The sequence below is a fragment of the Frateuria sp. genome, assembly GCF_013362045.1.
Lineage (GTDB): Bacteria > Pseudomonadota > Gammaproteobacteria > Xanthomonadales > Rhodanobacteraceae > Frateuria_A.
In genome coordinates, this window is record NZ_JABFWW010000055.1 from 1 (window position 1) to 14,714 (window position 14,714).

Below are 14,714 nucleotides of genomic sequence, written 5' to 3' on the forward strand. Positions count from 1 at the left end.
TGGGTCTGCTCGGGCGTGACCAGTTCGGCACCCCGCGGCAGCGCGTGGGCATTGACCCAGGCCAGCCAGCCGCCGACCGCCGCCGGCACGCCGGCAACCAGCAGCCGATGGCGCGCGCGGCTGCCCGTGCCCAGCAGGCCGGCACGTCGGGCATCGGCCAGGTTCATCAGCGCACGAGGTGCGAGCGCCACCAGTTCGCCGCCGTCGGGTTCACGCAGCAGCTCGGCGGCGATGGTCAGCTCCTGCCCGCCCAGTTGCATGCGGTCGCCCACCGCGAGGCCCAGTGCGACCAGCGCGCGATGGTCCAGGTAGACGTTGCCGACGGCGGGGCCGTGGCCCGGCAGGGTGCGGCCGTGCGCCGCCAGTTCCAGCGTGCCGCGCAGGGGCCAGCTGCCGTCCACCGCGGCGACGTCGAGCAGCTGGCTGCGATCGCCGGCGAAGGCCACGCTGGGGAAACCGGCGCTGCGGGTGACGGCCAGGCCGCGGTGCCGCGCCTGATCCTCGTAGGCCTGCGGCGGCGCCTGCGGGGCCGACAGGCCGGCATCGCCTCCGATCAGCTCGGCGGCACTGGCGAGCAGGCCGCGTTCGACCCGGCTGGCGAGCGTCGCCACTACCCCCAGCGCCACCACGGCCAGCAGCAGCGAGGCGGCGAGGGTGCGCAGCTCGGGAAGGTGCCATTCGCGGCGCAGGGTGCGCAGGGCCAGGCGGAGCAGCTTCATGCGCGCGCCTTCCGCAGGCTGCGCCGGCCACGCACGCCGGTCCAGCCAGAGGACGCAGCCGCCGGCCTGCTCATCGGGCGGCGGCCGGCACGGCGACGCGGCCCTCCGAAAGTTCCACGCTGCGGGCGCAGCGCGAGGCGAGCGCGGCATCGTGGGTGACCAGCAGCAGCGTGGTGCGGTGGTCGCGGTTGAGTGCGAACAGCAGGTCGGCGACGTGTCGGCCGGTGCGCTGGTCGAGGTTGCCGGTCGGCTCGTCGGCGAACAGCACCCGCGGGCCGTGCACGAAGGCGCGTGCGATCGCCACGCGCTGCTGCTCGCCGCCGGAGAGCTGTGCGGGGTAGTGCCGGCGCCGCGCCGCCAGGCCGACCGCGGCGAGCGCCTCATGCGCGCGGGCGCGTGCGTCGTCACGACCCTCCAGTTCCAGCGGCAACATCACGTTCTCCTCGGCGGTGAGCGCGGGAAGCAGGTGGAAGGACTGGAACACGAAGCCGACCCGCCGGCGGCGCAGGTCCGCGCGCGCCTCCTCGTCCATCGTTTCCAGCCTGTGGCCGTCCAGAAGGATGGAGCCCGCGCTGGGCGTGTCCAGCCCGGCGAGCAGGCCGAGCAGGGTCGTCTTGCCCGAGCCGGACGCGCCGACGATGGCGAAGCTCTCGCCCGCGTGCACCGCCAGGCTCACGCCGGCGAGGATGTCCAGCCGCCCCTCGGGGCCGCGTACGGTCTTGCTAACATCGCGGGCCTCCAGAAGAGGTTGGGAAGGTTCGCTCATGCGTCGATTCCTCGTACTGCTGGCGGTGTCGTTGATCGGATGGTGCAACCCGTCGCATGCGGCCGAACCGAAGGCTGCATCGACGAAGACCGTGCTGGTGCTGGGCGACTCGCTCTCGGCCGCGCACAACATCGGCGCGAACGAAGGCTGGGTGCATCTGCTGGAAGTACGCCTCGGCAAGATGGAGCCGCCCTGGCGCGTGGTCAATGCCAGCATCAGCGGCGAGACCACGCTGAGCGGCAGGCACCATCTGCCGCAGCTGCTGGCCACCTACCGGCCGGCCGTGCTCGTTCTGGAGCTGGGTGCCAACGACGGCCTGCGTGGCCTGCCGCTGGACGCGATGAGGGACAACCTCGCCGCGATGATCGACATGGCGCAGAGCGCCCACGCCAAGGTGCTGCTGCTGGGCATCGAGTTGCCCGTCAACTACGGGCCGCGCTACCGCGACGGCCTGCGCGCGGTCTATGCCGGCCTCGCGCGGAGCAAGCGCACCGCGCTGGTGCCTTTCCTGCTGGAAGGGGTGGCACAGGATCCGTCGCGCATGCAGGATGATGGCCTGCACCCCACGGCGGCAGGCGAACCTGCCGTGTTCGCCACGGTGTGGTCGCAGCTGGCGCCATTGCTGCGCTGAGCGGCGGGGTGCGCGAAAGCTTCAAACCGTGCGCCAATGCGCGTTCTGTATTGCGACCGAAAAATTTCACGCTGCTGTCACCGCGGGCATCGTTAGCTCTTCACATTTGTGAAAACAAGCAACGGAGGGACCATGAGCCTACGCGACGAACAGTCCGGCTTGATCCTGCTGGTCGAGGACAATCGGCAGATCGCTGAAATGGTTGGGGAATTCCTGGAGCGCCGGGGCTATTCGGTGGATTACGCCGCCGATGGCGTCAGCGGCTTGCATCTGGCGGTGTCCAACAGTTACGACGTGATCGTGCTGGACCTCATGCTGCCGGGCATGGATGGCCTGGACGTCTGCCGCAAGCTGCGCAAGGACGCCAAGAAGTCCACGCCGGTGCTGATGCTAACCGCGCGCGACACGCTGGAAGACAAGCTGATCGGCCTGGAGGCCGGCGCCGACGACTACCTGGTCAAGCCCTTCGAAGTGCGCGAGCTGGAAGCGCGCCTGCGCGCGCTGATCCGCCGTGACCGCCGGCAGGTGTCCTCCGAGATCCTCACCGTCGGCGACATGACGCTGGATACCGCCACCCTGCGCCTGACCCGCGGCGGGCAGGAGCTGACCGTCTCGCCGATCGGCCTGAAGCTGCTGGCGATCCTGATGCGCGAATCGCCGCGCGTGGTCAGTCGCCGCGACATCGAGCGGGAGATCTGGGGCGATACGCTGCCCGATTCGGACACCCTGCGCTCGCACCTGTACAACCTGCGCCGTGTGATCGACAAACCGTTCGACCGCCCGCTGCTGCATACGATCCACTCGGCCGGTTACCGTCTTGCCGATCTGGAAACCGAAGTGGCCACGGCTACCGCCTGACCGAGCGGGGTGAACACTGCAGCAGCAGACATGGACAGGGGATTGATACAGGGACACGAAGAGGTGGGAAGTCGGGCCGGCACGTTCCATCGCCGGCTTGCGCTCATCTTCGGCCTGCAGCTGCTGGGCGTGGTCGTCTGCGTGATGCTGGGATGGTTCGGCATCGCGCCGCCGGCTGTGGTGCTGGCGCTGATCGCCGTCGTCAGCGCGCTGGCGTGGCTGGCGGCGCGCCGGCAGTGGCGGCCGGTCGGTCGGCTGGCGCGGGTCATGGATGCCTGGGACGAGCAGCCCGACGTGGAAGCGCTGGCGCCCGCAGGCCTGTCCGAACGGACCGACGCCGACGTCGTTTCGCTGGCGCGCGGCCTGCACAGCCTCGCCACCCGCGTCGCCGGCTACAACCTGCGCGAGCGCAACTTCACCCGCGATGCCAGCCACGAGCTGCGCAGCCCGCTCACCGTCATCAAGATGTCCGCTGACATGCTTTCGGACGAATCGGAGCTCAGCAAGTTCGGCGTGCGCTCGGTCAAGCGCATCCAGCGCGCCACGCGCGAGATGGAAGCGCTGATCGAGGCGCTGCTGATCCTGGCGCGCGAGTCGGACATGGGCGCCGGCGAGGAGGAGTTCGTCGTCAACGATGTGCTGAACCGCGGCCTGGACGACCTGCGCCAGATGCTGGAAGGCCGCTCGATCGATCTGGAACTGGAGGAGCCGGCCCGCTTCGCCCTGCGCGCCTCGCCACGCGTATTCATCGTGCTGTGCTGGCAGCTCATCCGCAACGCCAGCCAGCAGGCCGATCACGGCGCCATCCGCATCACCGTGCTGCCCGGCATCGTGGCGGTGTCCAGTCGCGTGGACGCCGCGCCGGCGATCGACCGGCACGGCTTCGAGCTGGCCATCGCCCAGCGCATCAGCGAGCGCTTCCACTGGCCGCTGGAACTGCAGACGCGCGACAACACCGAGCACATCGCCAGCATCAGGTTCCCGGAAACGCTGCCGGCCTGACGTCGGGCATTCCCCAGGCGGGCTTCAGCCCACCTTTGCATCGCGACGAGAGGGAAGGTGGGCTGAGGCCCACCCCACATGCGCTGCGCCCGCCTCAGCCTGGCAGCGCCACCTTGAACCCGCAGCCGGTCTTGGCCTTCACCTCGTCCAGCGACACGCCCTCGTTGAGCTCGATCAGGGTCAGGCCCTGGCCCTTGGCCACCTCGAACACGCACAGGTCGGTGATGATCAGGTCGACCACTTCCTTGCCGGTCAGCGGCAGGTCGCATTGCGGCTTGATCTTGGGCGAGCCGTCCTTCGCGGTGTGCTCCATCAGCACCACCACGCGCTTGACGCCGCTGACCAGGTCCATCGCGCCGCCGGGGCCCTTGACCATCTTGCCGGGCACCATCCAGTTGGCCAGGTCGCCGGTGGCCGAAACTTCCAGGCCGCCCAGGATCGACAGATCGATGTGCCCGCCGCGGATCATCGCGAACGAATCGGCGCTGGAGAAGAAGGCCGAGCCGGGCAGGGTGGTGATGGTTTGCTTGCCGGCGTTGATCAGGTCGGGGTCGATCTGCTCCTCGGTCGGGAACGGGCCGATGCCGAGCAGGCCGTTCTCCGACTGCAGGATCACGTCCATGCCTTCGGGAATGTAGTTGGCCACCAGCGTCGGGATGCCGATGCCCAGATTCACGTAGAAGCCGTCGCGCAGCTCCTTCGCGGCGCGACGGGCCATCGTGGTGCGCACGGGACTTTCCTTGCCGGTATTGGCGCCGGCGATGGTGCGGAACTCGATGCGCTTCTCGTACCTCTCGCCCTGGATGATGCGGTCGACGTAGATGCCGGGCACGTGGACGTTGTTCGGATCGAGCTCGCCGACCTCGACCAGGTGCTCGACCTCGGCCACGCAGACCTTGCCGCAGGTGGCGATCATCGGATTGAAGTTGCGCGCGGTCTCCCGGAAGACCAGGTTGCCCAGGCGGTCGCCCTTCCACGCCTTGACGATGGAGACGTCGGCATGGATGGCTTCCTCCAGCACGTACTCCTTGCCGTCGAAGACCTTGGTTTCCTTGCCCTCGGCCAGCTTGGTGCCGAAGGCGGTGCGCGTGTAGAAGCCCGGGATGCCGGCGCCGCCGGCGCGCAGTTTCTCGGCGAGCGTGCCCTGGGGAGTCAGGTGCAGTTCGAGTTCGCCCGACAGCACCTGGCGCTCGAACTCCTTGTTCTCGCCCACGTAGGAGGCGAACACGCGCTTGACCTGGTGGGTCTTGAGCAGCGGGCCCATGCCGAAGTCGTCCACGCCGGCGTTGTTGCCGACGATGGTCAGGCCCTTGGTGCCGGCCTTCAGCAGCGCCCCGATCAGGTTCTCGGGGATGCCGCAAAGGCCGAAGCCGCCGGCGGCGATCGTCATGTCGTCGAACAGCAGGCCGTCGAGGGCCGCCTCCGCGCTTGCGTACACCTTGTCCATCGCAGTGCCTTCCGGTGGGAGAGTCAGCTGCCAAGGATACGACGGAACGCGCGCCTGCCGCGTCGTACCTGGGCCGCAAGCCCCCACCGTTGGTGGTTCCGCCAGCCTTTGGGGGGCGATGGCCTGCAGCAAGGCGCCATCGGGAGCGGGCTGCTTCGTCCCCAGGCAGCACTTGACGTTATCTGTTTACGCGCGTAAACATATTCATCGTTTACATGTGTAAATGGAGTTTGCATGGCCATCAGCGAAGCCGAAGCCATCGTCATGGATGTGCTGTGGCGCGAAGCGCCCCGCAGCGCAGAGGAAATCCTGGCCGAGGTTGGTCCTCGCCAGGGCTGGCAGGAGGGCACGGTCAAGTCCCTGCTCAATCGCCTGCTGAAGAAGAAGGCGATCAAGGCCGAGCGCGACGGCCGCCGCTATCTCTACACGCCCCTGCTCAGCCGCGAAAAATACGTCTCGCAGGAGAGCAAGGGCCTGCTCGACCGCCTGTTCGGCGGGCGCGTGGCGCCGCTGGTGGCGCACTTCTCGGAGCAGCGCAAGCTGTCGAAGAAGGACATCGCCGAGCTGCGCAAGCTGCTGCGGGAGCTTGACGATGAGCGCTGACCCGGCCGATTGGCTCGGCCGCGGCTGGCAGTTGCTCCTGGCCCTGACCGCGGGGGTGGCATGCGTGGCGCTTCTGCGGAGGCCCAGCCGCCGGTTGTTCGGTGCCGAGTGCGCCGTGACATTGTGGCTGTTGCCGCCGCTGGCGATGGTGGCGAGCCAGCTGCCGCATGCGGCCGATTCGGTCCGCGTCCTCTCCGACGGCTGGTTACTCGTTCTGCCGGTCGGCGGCGCATGGTCGCCGATGCCCGAGGTGCGCGGACTGCCCTGGCAGGCCGCCATGGCCTGGCTTTGGTTCGCCGGCATGGCGGCCTGGCTGCTGTTCGCCGCCTGCGCGCAGGCACGCTTTCGTGCCGGCCTGCGTGACGCGGTGCCGCTTGCCGGCGTATCCATGGGCTGGCCCGTCGTGCGCGCCGCTTCGCCGATGATCGGGCCTGCGCTGGTCGGGGCATGGCGTCCGCGCATCGTCGTGCCGGCCGATTTCGAGCAGCACTACGACGAGGTGGAGCAACGGCTGATCCTTGCGCACGAGGCCACCCATGCGCGTCGTCGCGATGGCTGGTGGTGCCTGCTGGCCCAGGTCTGCGCCGCGCTGTGCTGGTTCCATCCGTTGGCGTGGTGGGCGCTCGGCGCCCTGCGCCAGGACCAGGAACTGGCCTGCGACGCCGCCGTGCTGCGCCAATGCGGCGGCAGCCGCCGCCGCTACGCACAGGCGATGTTGAAAACGCCGACGGCGATGCACGCATTGCCGATCGGCTGCAGTTGGTCGTCCCGCCATCCACTCACGGAGCGAATCGCCATGCTCAAAGCATCCCAGCCCAGTCCCCGTCGCCGCCTCACGGGCCTGCTCACAGGCCTCGTCCTGGCCGCGGGCATGACCGGCATCGTGTATGCCGCCAGTGCGCCGGCGGGAACAGCGGTCGGTCGATCCACGTCCGGCGATGCCGGGTACCAGCTCGATCTGGAAGTCTCCCTGCTCGGCGACGATGCCAAGGCCAGCCATGCGCGCCGGCTCAAGCTCGCGCTGTGCACCAAAGCCGGTGAACCCGCCTCGATGAGCACGCATGGCTTGCAGTTGGATGCCGTCACCCGGGCCGCGTCCGGGCATCGCGTACGCGTCGATCTCGCCATCCGCGAAGCGACCGGTGCGGAGCCGGCACGCACCGAACTGGAGGGGCCCATCGGCCAGCCGTTGCTCGCCTCCGGCAAGCTCCCCGGCGGAGATTCCCATTACCTCGTGCAAGTCACGCCGCGCGACGGATGTCCTGCGCGCGCCGCGACGGATGAGGCCGCTCGCGCACCCGTGACGCTGCGGCTCACGCAGGGAACCGTTCGCGGCGCCGCCGAGTTGATCGCCCGCCAGGCGGGCTTGTCGCTGGCCAACCCACAGGCGTTGGGGAAGGGACCGGCGGCGATGGAATTGCATCAGGTCCCGGCGGACCGCGCGATGCGGTTGGTCGCTAACCTCGCCGGCGTCGACGCGGCGTTCGAAGGCAGGCAGGTACGCTTCGAGACCCGGTGATTCACCCCCATACCGGCCGGCCAAACCCGCTAATGCGCAGCCGCGCAATCCACCGCACAGCGGAAGTAGGCCCTGGCGTGGGGGTAGTCGATGGTCATGGCGAAGTGTTCGAAGACATTGCCGCCCAGGGCGCCTTCGACCGGCTTGTCCATCATGCTGGCCATGAAGACGTGGTAGGCGCGGTCCGGCTGCTCGGTGAACCAGACCGGGCCGACCTTCCAGCCGGCAACTTCGACCGCCGGCACCTCGATGATCCGCGTAGGACGGGCAGGCCGCAGGTCGTCGCCCTTTTCCACCACGCGCCAGTCCGGATGAGCCTTGTGCCAGCGGTCCACTACGCTGGTGGCGATGTAGCTGGTCACGCCGAAGCCATCCACGGTCGGCGTGCCGCTGGCCCGCTTGCCGGCGGCGGTGGGATGGGCGGTGGCGCCGGTGTCCAGCAGCATGTCCAAAGGCCGGCCGTCGACGCGGATGGCGATGCGCGCGAATCCTGCGGTTGCCTTCCCCTCGGCATCGCGCGGGAAGCCCAGGGTGGAATCATGGGCCGCCGGGTCCGGACGCCAGCCGGGGCCTTCCAGCACCAGCCGGTGTGCCGGGTAGTCGAAGGTCCAGACGCGGCCGGGCAGGTAGCCGGCGCCGAGCTGTCCGTCTACGTCGTAGTTGTGTGGGGTGACCATCAGCACCGCACCGCAGGGGCCCGGCAGCGGGGCGGGCAGGCCGCGGTCGGGCCGGTAGTCGGGCAGTTGCGCCACGGTGGGGTGTTCGTCGCCCAGCGTGCAGGTGCCGGTTTTCAGGTGCAGTCGCTTTGCCGCAGCCGCCGTGATCCAGTACATCCCGTTGCCACCGCCGCCGCCTGTGTCCACCAGCAGCTTCATCGATCCGCCGCCGGTGGTTTCGGGAACCGCGTAGAAGTGTCCGGCTTCATAAACCGTAGGCAGCACCTGGATACCTGGAGCCGTTGTGGCGGCGGAGGCGGCAATGGCGAGCAGGGCAGCTGCGAAGAGCATCTCCGTGTTCTCCTTGAGTGGCTACAATGCGACCGATCATGGTCGACAGCCCCCGTGGCTGCATGTGCCGGTAGCCCCGTAAACCCGTCCTTGGAGCCCCGATGTCCATTTCGTTGATCGCCGCACTGGATGAGAACTTCGCCATCGGCCGCAAGGGGCAGTTGCCCTGGCATCTGCCGGACGACCTGCGCTGGTTCAAGCAACTGACGCTCGGCAAGTACGTGCTGATGGGCTACAACACCGCGGTGGCGATCGGCAAGGCTTTGCCTGACCGGCACAACCTGGTGCTCTCGCGGCGGCACGAGGCGCCGTTCCCGGGCCAGGTTGCCGTGCGCTCGCTGGAGGAGGCGCAGGCGCGCGCCGGCGGCACCGGCCTGATGGTCATCGGCGGCGGCCAGGTCTACGCGGCGGCACTGCCCCACGCGCGGCGCATGTACCTGACCTGGGTGAGCGCTGCGGTCGAAGGCGCCGACACGTTCTTCCCCGGCGTGCACCTGCACGACTGGACGGAGGTCGCGCGCGCCCACCACAAGGCCGATGCCGATCACCGGTACAGCTTCGACATGGTCGAGTACGTGCGCGAAGCCTGACCGCCGATGGCCGCCATGCACGTGGTGGCCGGCGTGCTGCTCGATCCGGCCGGCCGTGTGCTGCTTGCGCAGCGGCCGCCCGGCAAGCACCTGGCCGGGATGTGGGAGTTTCCCGGCGGCAAGCTCGAGCCGGGGGAGTCCGCGGCTGCCGGCCTGCTGCGCGAGTTGCGCGAAGAGCTCGACATCCGCATCGAACCGGCCAGCGCCCAGCCGCTGGTCCAGGTGCCGTGGAACTATGGTGAGCGCGCATTGCTGCTGGATGCCTGGCAGGTCGGTGCGTGGCACGGCACGCCGCGGTCGATGGAGGGCCAGGCATTGCGGTGGTTGCCGGTGCGCGAAGTCGAGCCAGGCCTGCTGGCGCCGGCGGACCGGGAAATCCTGCGGGTGGTGGTGTCCTCGCGTTGCGCGCCGGAACCCCTTTGACGGGAATGGCCGCGCGCGCCTTGGCGAGGCCACCTGCGCGAGCCCGTGCCAGCGGCTACCGTTGCGCCGCCAACGCCAGGTATCGCCGGTGCAGCGCTTGCACGTGTGCCTCCAGCGCCGCCTCGCTGCCGCTGTTGTCGATCACGTCGTCGGCTAGCGCCAAGCGCTCGGCGCGGCTGGCCTGCTGCGCCAGCATGCGCTCGGCGAGCGGGCGGTCGATGCCGTCGCGCGCGATCAGGCGCTCGATCTGCACCGCCTCGGGCACGTCGACCAGCAGGATGCGGTCGAGCCAGCGGTAGTGCGCGATGTTCTCGGCCAGCAGGGGAATGGCCAGCAGGCAGTACGGCGCCGCCTCGGCGGTCGCCCGCTGGTGCAGCCATTCGCGCACGCGCGGGTGGATGATCGCTTCGAGCTGGCGCTTGGCCTCGGCATCGGCGAACACACGCTGGCGCATGACGGGACGGTCCAGGCGCCCGTGCGCATCGAGCACGTCAATGCCGAAGGCATCGACGATCGACGCCAGGCCGTCGCTGCCGGGTTCGACCACGGCCCGCGCCGCCACGTCGGCGTCGTGCACCGGTACGCCCAGCATCCCGAAGCGGCGGGCGACCGCACTCTTGCCAGCGGCGACGCCGCCGGTGAGGCCGACGGCATAGGCCCGCCGCGGGGTCATCGCAGTCCGGTCAGCTGCAGGTAGCCCTCGAGCAACGGCTTGCCGGCGACGAACCCGATCCAGCCAGCCATTGCGAGGTGGGGGCCGAAGGGCATCGGCATCTCCCGCTCGTGCCGGCGCAGCAGGATCAGCGTGCCGCCGAGCAACGCGCCCACCAGCGAGGAAAGCAGGATCACCGGCAGCAGCGCGCCCGGCCCCATCCACGCACCCAGCGCGGCAAGCAGCTTGAAATCGCCGTAGCCCATGCCCTCCTTGCCGGTGAGCAGCTTGAACAACCAGTAGACGCTCCACAGGCTGAGGTAGCCCAGCACCGCGCCCAGGATGGCCGCGGCCGGCAGCACGAACATCGGCAGCAGCGAAAGCAGCAGCCCCAACCACAGCAGAGGCAGGGTGAGCTGGTCGGGCAGCAGTTGGGTGCGCAGGTCGATGCCCGCCATGGCGATCAGCATCCAGGTGAACACCAGCCCCGCGAGCGCCGTCCAGCCGGGCCCGAGCTTCCACACCACCAGCGCGCTCAGCACGCCGCATAGCAGTTCCACCAGCGGGTACTGCGCCGAGATCGGCGTGCGGCAATAGCGGCAGCGTCCGCGCAGCAGCAGCCAGCCGAACAGCGGGATGTTGTCGGCTGCGGACAGCGGGTGCTTGCACTGCGGGCAGTGCGAAGGCTCGCGCACGATGCCCGGTGGCAACGGCTCGTCAGGCGTTGCCAGCGCAAGTTCCTGCTGTGCCTCGCGCCGCCACTGCGCTTCCAGCCGCGCGGGTAGGCGCAGGATCACCACGTTGAGGAAGCTGCCCACCAGCAGGCCGAGCACGCCGGCGAAAACAAGCCAGAGCCAAACAGGTAATTCGAGCATGCTTTGTCCGTGGGGCGTCCATTGAAGATTGCGGCCATGGATGGCCGCTTCCGGCGCCAAGCAGGAACGGGTTCTACGGCGCCCCTAGACGCCGAGCCATGCGGCGATCAAGAGCGCACTTTATACAGTTCCGGCCAGCTTGAAGATCGGCAGGTACAGCGACACCACCATGCCACCCACCAGTACGCCGAGAACGACCATGATCAGCGGCTCGAGCAGGGTGGACAGCGTGTCGACCGCGGAATTGACCTCTTCCTCGTAGAACTCGGCGACCTTGAAGAGCATGTTGTCGAGGGCGCCGGATTCCTCGCCGATGGCGGTCATCTGCACGACCATGTTCGGGAACAGGCCGGTCTGCTTCATGGCGAGCTGGAGCTGGTGGCCGACCGCGATGTCGTCGCGCATGCGCTTGACCGCATCGCCATAGGTCACGCTGCCGGTCGCTCCAGCCACCGCATCGAGCGCTTCCACCAGCGGTACGCCGGCGCGGAAAGTCACGCCGAGGGTGCGCGCGAAGCGGGCGATCGCCGATTGGCGCAGGATATTTCCCATGACCGGCATCCGCAGGGCGACGCGGTCAAGGAAATGGGCGAACTTGATCGAGCGCTTCTTGCCCGCGATGATTCCCGCGATCGTGCCGAACACGATGCCGATCACCACCCACCAGTAGCTCACCATGAAGTTCGAGGCGCTCAGCACGAACTGCGTTGGCGCCGGCAGTTCGGCGCCCGCATCCTTGAACGTCTGCGCGAACACCGGCACGACGAACAGCAGCATGATCATGGTGACCAGGAACACCACCGCAAGCACCATCGCGGGGTAGAACAGCGCCTTCTTGATTTTTTTCTTGATGCTCTCGGTGCGTTCCTTGTAGGTCGCCACCGTATCCAGCACGGTGTCGAGCACGCCCGCCGATTCGCCGGCGCGCACCAGGTTGCGATAAAGCTCGTCGAACTGCACCGGGTACTTGCCCAGCGCCTCGTGCAGGGAGGCGCCGCCCTCGATGCCCTGCTTGACGTCCGTGATCATGTTCTTGAAGCGGACGTTCTTCTGGCCGCCGGCGATGATGTCGAAGGACTGCACCATCGGCACGCCAGAGGCCATCATGGTGGCGATCTGGCGGCTGAAGACGGCCACGTCGCCCGGCTTCACCGATTTCCCGCCACCGCCGACCAGCGGCTTGGACCTGTCGCGCACGGTCTGCGGGTTCATGCCCTGGCGGCGCAGCTCGGCCTTGACCAGCGAGGCGTTCTTCGCCGGCATTTCGCCCTTCATGCGCTTGCCGCGCTTGTCCAGTGCGACCCAGTCGTACACGGTCAACCTGCTGACCTCGGCGCGCTGGGCGCCCAGGTCGCGCGCGTTCTTGGCAAGTGCGTTGGCGGTAGCCATGCCCGATTCCCCCGGTGGTTCGATCCGCGGCCGCCACCTGCGCGGCGGGCCGTTCGTGCAGCTTATGCCATAAATGGCGGGTCATTTCGTGGCGCCAGGCGCAACTTCGTGCCGAGCCCTGCCGCTTCCCGCAGGCGGGGAGGGGCTCCAGGCCCGCGCGGCTTGCCGCCGTCGCCGGAAGCCGTGTTCAATCCTTGGTGACGCGGTCGATCTCGGCCAGGCTGGTCACCCCGTCCTTCACTTTCTTCAGCGCCGAGGCGCGCAGGTCGTTGATGCCGGCCTGGCGCGCGACTTCGGCGATCTGCAGTGCATTGCCGCCCTGCAGGATGATCTTCTGGATGTCCTCCAGCATCGGCATCACCTGGTAGATGCCCACGCGCCCCTTGTAGCCCTCGTTGCAGTGCTCGCAGCCGACCGGCTCGTACAGCGTGATCCCCTCGTCGATCTCCTGCTGGGTGAAGCCGGCGGCCAGCAGCGCGTGCGGCGGCAGGTTCTGCGGCTTCTTGCAGTCGTGCAGGCGGCGGGCCAGGCGCTGGGCGATCACCAGCGTCACCGAGGAGGTGATGTTGTAGGGCGCGATGCCCATGTTCATCAGGCGCGCGACGGTCTGCGGAGCGTCGTTGGTATGCAGCGTGGAGAGCACCATGTGGCCGGTCTGCGCGGCCTTGATCGCGATCTCGGCGGTTTCCAGGTCGCGGATTTCGCCGACCATGATCACGTCCGGGTCCTGGCGCAGGAACGAGCGCAGCGCCGCGGCGAAGGTCATGCCGCGCTTGACGTTCTGCTGGACCTGGTTGATGCCCTCGACGCGGATTTCGACCGGGTCCTCGACCGTGGAGATGTTGCGCTCGGAGGTGTTGAGGATGTTGAGCGCGGTATACAGCGACACGGTCTTGCCCGAACCGGTCGGGCCGGTCACCAGCACCATGCCGTAGGGCTTGTGGATCGCGCCCAGATACAGCTGCTTTTGGCTCTCCTCGTAGCCGAGCTTGTCGATGCCCAGCTTGGCCGAGGAGCTGTCCAGGATGCGCAGCACGATCTTCTCGCCGAACAGCGTCGGCAGCGTGCTCACGCGGAAGTCCATCGAGCGGCTCTTGGAGAGGTTGAGCTTGATGCGCCCGTCCTGCGGCACGCGGCGCTCGGCGATGTCCAGGCCGGCCATCACCTTCAGGCGCGAGGAGATGCGGCTGGCCATCTTCATCGGCGGGTTGGCCACCGGCCGCAGCATGCCGTCCATGCGCAGGCGAACGCGGTAGTTGGTCTCGAACGGCTCGAAGTGGATGTCCGAGGCGCCGCGGCGGATCGCGTCGACCAGCACCTTGTTGACGAACTTCACCACCGGCGCATCGTCGCCTCCGGTGGCGTCGATGCCGGTGGCGGCCTCGCCGTCCTCGTCGCCGGCTTCCAGCGAAAGCTCGTCGAACTCGTCGTGGCCCATGTCGGGCATGGTCGCGTTGGCGCTTGCCAGCGCGCCATCGATGGCGCGCGAGAGCTGTCCACGCTCGACCAGGATGGGTTCCACCATGCAGTTGGAGTGGAACTTGATCTCGTCCAGCGCATGCGACTGCATCGGGTCGGCGATGCCCACGAACAGGCGCTTGCCGCGCTTGAACAGCGGCAGCGCCTGATGCTTGGTCATCAGCGCCTCGCTGATGAGATTGACCGGCATCGACGCAGGCGCGATCGCACTGACGTCCATCATCGACATGCCGAACTCGGCCGAGGCGATCTGGGTGAGCTTCGCGCTTTCAACCAGGTTGTGGTCGAGCAGCCAGGCGGCCAGCGAAACCTTCTGTTGGGCCGAATCGGCGACCGCCTTGCGGGCATCGGCCTCCGGCAGCGCACCCTCCGACACCAGGCGGCGCGCCATGCCGGTCAAGCCCGCGAGCGACGGTTGCAATTGGGATGACATGATAGATTCCGGCCTTAAGCCCCCTTATTGAAAAGGAATTTACCCCAGAAAGGCGGCGCGGTCATCTGCTGCCTGGCGTCCCTGATCCCCGGTGGGTGAAGTCGCCAAGGCCATCACGTTAAAGAGCTGATCCTTAGGCTTCCCCCTGCGAGGGAAAGCATGCCTGCAAGGTCACTAAACCGCCCGGAGCAGGCAGCACGCGCGATCGCCTCCGGATCTTGCACGAAGCACGAACCACGACAGCCTTCGCCGCAACCGCCCGCGCTATGATCGCCCGAATACCCTGGGGGAACCTCTTGACGCATCTGAGCATCATCCTGC

The 14,714-nt window shown here is 68.2% G+C and carries 14 protein-coding genes and 1 pseudogene; 7 read left to right on the forward strand and 8 right to left on the reverse strand.

Going from position 1 to position 14,714, the window contains the following annotated elements:
* Positions 1–719 (reverse strand): annotated as a pseudogene (locus HOQ08_RS02875) (ABC transporter permease); the annotation flags it as partial.
* Between the two features lie 70 nt (positions 720–789).
* Positions 790–1,485 carry an ATP-binding cassette domain-containing protein gene (locus tag HOQ08_RS02880; protein WP_291191338.1) on the reverse strand — a complete coding sequence of 232 codons (696 nt, stop codon included), beginning with the start codon at positions 1,483–1,485 and terminating at the stop codon, positions 790–792.
* Here HOQ08_RS02880 and HOQ08_RS02885 point away from each other — a divergent pair.
* The 3 genes from HOQ08_RS02885 to HOQ08_RS02895 all read left to right on the forward strand — a co-directional run bounded on the left by HOQ08_RS02885 (position 1,484) and on the right by HOQ08_RS02895 (position 3,976).
* Positions 1,484–2,116 carry an arylesterase gene (locus HOQ08_RS02885; protein ID WP_291191341.1) on the forward strand — a complete coding sequence of 211 codons (633 nt, stop codon included), beginning with the start codon at positions 1,484–1,486 and terminating at the stop codon, positions 2,114–2,116. The genes HOQ08_RS02880 and HOQ08_RS02885 overlap by 2 nt on opposite strands.
* Positions 2,117–2,248: 132 nt before the next feature.
* The gene (locus HOQ08_RS02890) at positions 2,249–2,974 is read left to right on the forward strand and encodes a response regulator transcription factor (protein WP_291191344.1); all 726 of its coding nucleotides are present in this window, start codon (positions 2,249–2,251) and stop codon (positions 2,972–2,974) included.
* A gap of 30 nt (positions 2,975–3,004) precedes the next feature.
* Positions 3,005–3,976: a HAMP domain-containing sensor histidine kinase gene (locus tag HOQ08_RS02895; RefSeq protein WP_291191346.1), complete on the forward strand. Its 972-nt coding sequence runs from the start codon at positions 3,005–3,007 to the stop codon at positions 3,974–3,976.
* 94 nt (positions 3,977–4,070) lie between these two features.
* On the opposite strand, the gene HOQ08_RS15240 is transcribed toward HOQ08_RS02895, so the two are convergent.
* A complete protein-coding gene (locus HOQ08_RS15240; protein WP_343203806.1) occupies positions 4,071–5,423 on the reverse strand; it encodes a 3-oxoacid CoA-transferase subunit B in 1,353 nt (450 codons plus the stop codon).
* Positions 5,424–5,657: 234 nt separating this feature from the next.
* On the opposite strand from HOQ08_RS15240, the gene HOQ08_RS02910 reads away from it, so the two are divergent.
* On the forward strand, positions 5,658–6,026 hold the full coding sequence (locus HOQ08_RS02910; RefSeq protein WP_291191350.1) for a BlaI/MecI/CopY family transcriptional regulator: 369 nt from the start codon (positions 5,658–5,660) through the stop codon (positions 6,024–6,026).
* Positions 6,016–7,545: a M56 family metallopeptidase gene (locus HOQ08_RS02915; RefSeq protein ID WP_291191353.1), complete on the forward strand. Its 1,530-nt coding sequence runs from the start codon at positions 6,016–6,018 to the stop codon at positions 7,543–7,545. Before HOQ08_RS02910 ends, HOQ08_RS02915 begins: the two co-directional genes overlap by 11 nt.
* A 29-nt stretch (positions 7,546–7,574) precedes the next feature.
* On the opposite strand, the gene HOQ08_RS02920 is transcribed toward HOQ08_RS02915, so the two are convergent.
* On the reverse strand, positions 7,575–8,552 hold the full coding sequence (locus HOQ08_RS02920) for a hypothetical protein (RefSeq protein WP_291191356.1): 978 nt from the start codon (positions 8,550–8,552) through the stop codon (positions 7,575–7,577).
* Positions 8,553–8,653: 101 nt separating this feature from the next.
* On the opposite strand from HOQ08_RS02920, the gene HOQ08_RS02925 reads away from it, so the two are divergent.
* Positions 8,654–9,142 (forward strand): dihydrofolate reductase, encoded by a 489-nt coding sequence (locus tag HOQ08_RS02925; protein ID WP_291191359.1) that lies wholly within the window; start codon positions 8,654–8,656, stop codon positions 9,140–9,142.
* 6 nt (positions 9,143–9,148) lie between these two features.
* Entirely contained in the window at positions 9,149–9,565 is a 417-nt protein-coding gene (locus HOQ08_RS02930; protein WP_291191362.1) for a (deoxy)nucleoside triphosphate pyrophosphohydrolase, read from the forward strand.
* 55 nt (positions 9,566–9,620) lie between these two features.
* On the opposite strand, the gene coaE is transcribed toward HOQ08_RS02930, so the two are convergent.
* From coaE to pilB, 4 genes are all read right to left on the reverse strand, one after another.
* Complete coding sequence (gene coaE / locus HOQ08_RS02935; protein ID WP_291191365.1) at positions 9,621–10,238, reverse strand: dephospho-CoA kinase; 618 nt, start codon at positions 10,236–10,238, stop codon at positions 9,621–9,623.
* Positions 10,235–11,092 carry an A24 family peptidase gene (locus HOQ08_RS02940; RefSeq protein WP_291191369.1) on the reverse strand — a complete coding sequence of 286 codons (858 nt, stop codon included), beginning with the start codon at positions 11,090–11,092 and terminating at the stop codon, positions 10,235–10,237. The genes coaE and HOQ08_RS02940 overlap by 4 nt, the downstream gene beginning before the upstream one ends.
* 120 nt (positions 11,093–11,212) lie before the next feature.
* A complete protein-coding gene (locus tag HOQ08_RS02945; RefSeq protein ID WP_291191372.1) occupies positions 11,213–12,481 on the reverse strand; it encodes a type II secretion system F family protein in 1,269 nt (422 codons plus the stop codon).
* Positions 12,482–12,668: 187 nt separating this feature from the next.
* On the reverse strand, positions 12,669–14,393 hold the full coding sequence (gene pilB, locus HOQ08_RS02950; RefSeq protein ID WP_291191375.1) for a type IV-A pilus assembly ATPase PilB: 1,725 nt from the start codon (positions 14,391–14,393) through the stop codon (positions 12,669–12,671).
* Positions 14,394–14,714 lie beyond the last annotated feature (321 nt).

What these genes read in the sequence shown, in the direction of transcription:
- HOQ08_RS02885 (WP_291191341.1), top strand. Translation starts at nt 1,484, where the DNA reads ATGCGTCGATTCCTCGTACTGCTGGCGGTGTCGTTGATCGGATGGTGC.
- HOQ08_RS02880 (WP_291191338.1), bottom strand. Translation starts at nt 1,485, where the DNA reads ATGAGCGAACCTTCCCAACCTCTTCTGGAGGCCCGCGATGTTAGCAAG.
- HOQ08_RS02890 (WP_291191344.1), top strand. Translation starts at nt 2,249, where the DNA reads ATGAGCCTACGCGACGAACAGTCCGGCTTGATCCTGCTGGTCGAGGAC.
- HOQ08_RS02895 (WP_291191346.1), top strand. Translation starts at nt 3,005, where the DNA reads ATGGACAGGGGATTGATACAGGGACACGAAGAGGTGGGAAGTCGGGCC.
- HOQ08_RS15240 (WP_343203806.1), bottom strand. Translation starts at nt 5,423, where the DNA reads ATGGACAAGGTGTACGCAAGCGCGGAGGCGGCCCTCGACGGCCTGCTG.
- HOQ08_RS02910 (WP_291191350.1), top strand. Translation starts at nt 5,658, where the DNA reads ATGGCCATCAGCGAAGCCGAAGCCATCGTCATGGATGTGCTGTGGCGC.
- HOQ08_RS02915 (WP_291191353.1), top strand. Translation starts at nt 6,016, where the DNA reads ATGAGCGCTGACCCGGCCGATTGGCTCGGCCGCGGCTGGCAGTTGCTC.
- HOQ08_RS02920 (WP_291191356.1), bottom strand. Translation starts at nt 8,552, where the DNA reads ATGCTCTTCGCAGCTGCCCTGCTCGCCATTGCCGCCTCCGCCGCCACA.
- HOQ08_RS02925 (WP_291191359.1), top strand. Translation starts at nt 8,654, where the DNA reads ATGTCCATTTCGTTGATCGCCGCACTGGATGAGAACTTCGCCATCGGC.
- HOQ08_RS02930 (WP_291191362.1), top strand. Translation starts at nt 9,149, where the DNA reads ATGGCCGCCATGCACGTGGTGGCCGGCGTGCTGCTCGATCCGGCCGGC.
- coaE (WP_291191365.1), bottom strand. Translation starts at nt 10,238, where the DNA reads ATGACCCCGCGGCGGGCCTATGCCGTCGGCCTCACCGGCGGCGTCGCC.
- HOQ08_RS02940 (WP_291191369.1), bottom strand. Translation starts at nt 11,092, where the DNA reads ATGCTCGAATTACCTGTTTGGCTCTGGCTTGTTTTCGCCGGCGTGCTC.
- HOQ08_RS02945 (WP_291191372.1), bottom strand. Translation starts at nt 12,481, where the DNA reads ATGGCTACCGCCAACGCACTTGCCAAGAACGCGCGCGACCTGGGCGCC.
- pilB (WP_291191375.1), bottom strand. Translation starts at nt 14,393, where the DNA reads ATGTCATCCCAATTGCAACCGTCGCTCGCGGGCTTGACCGGCATGGCG.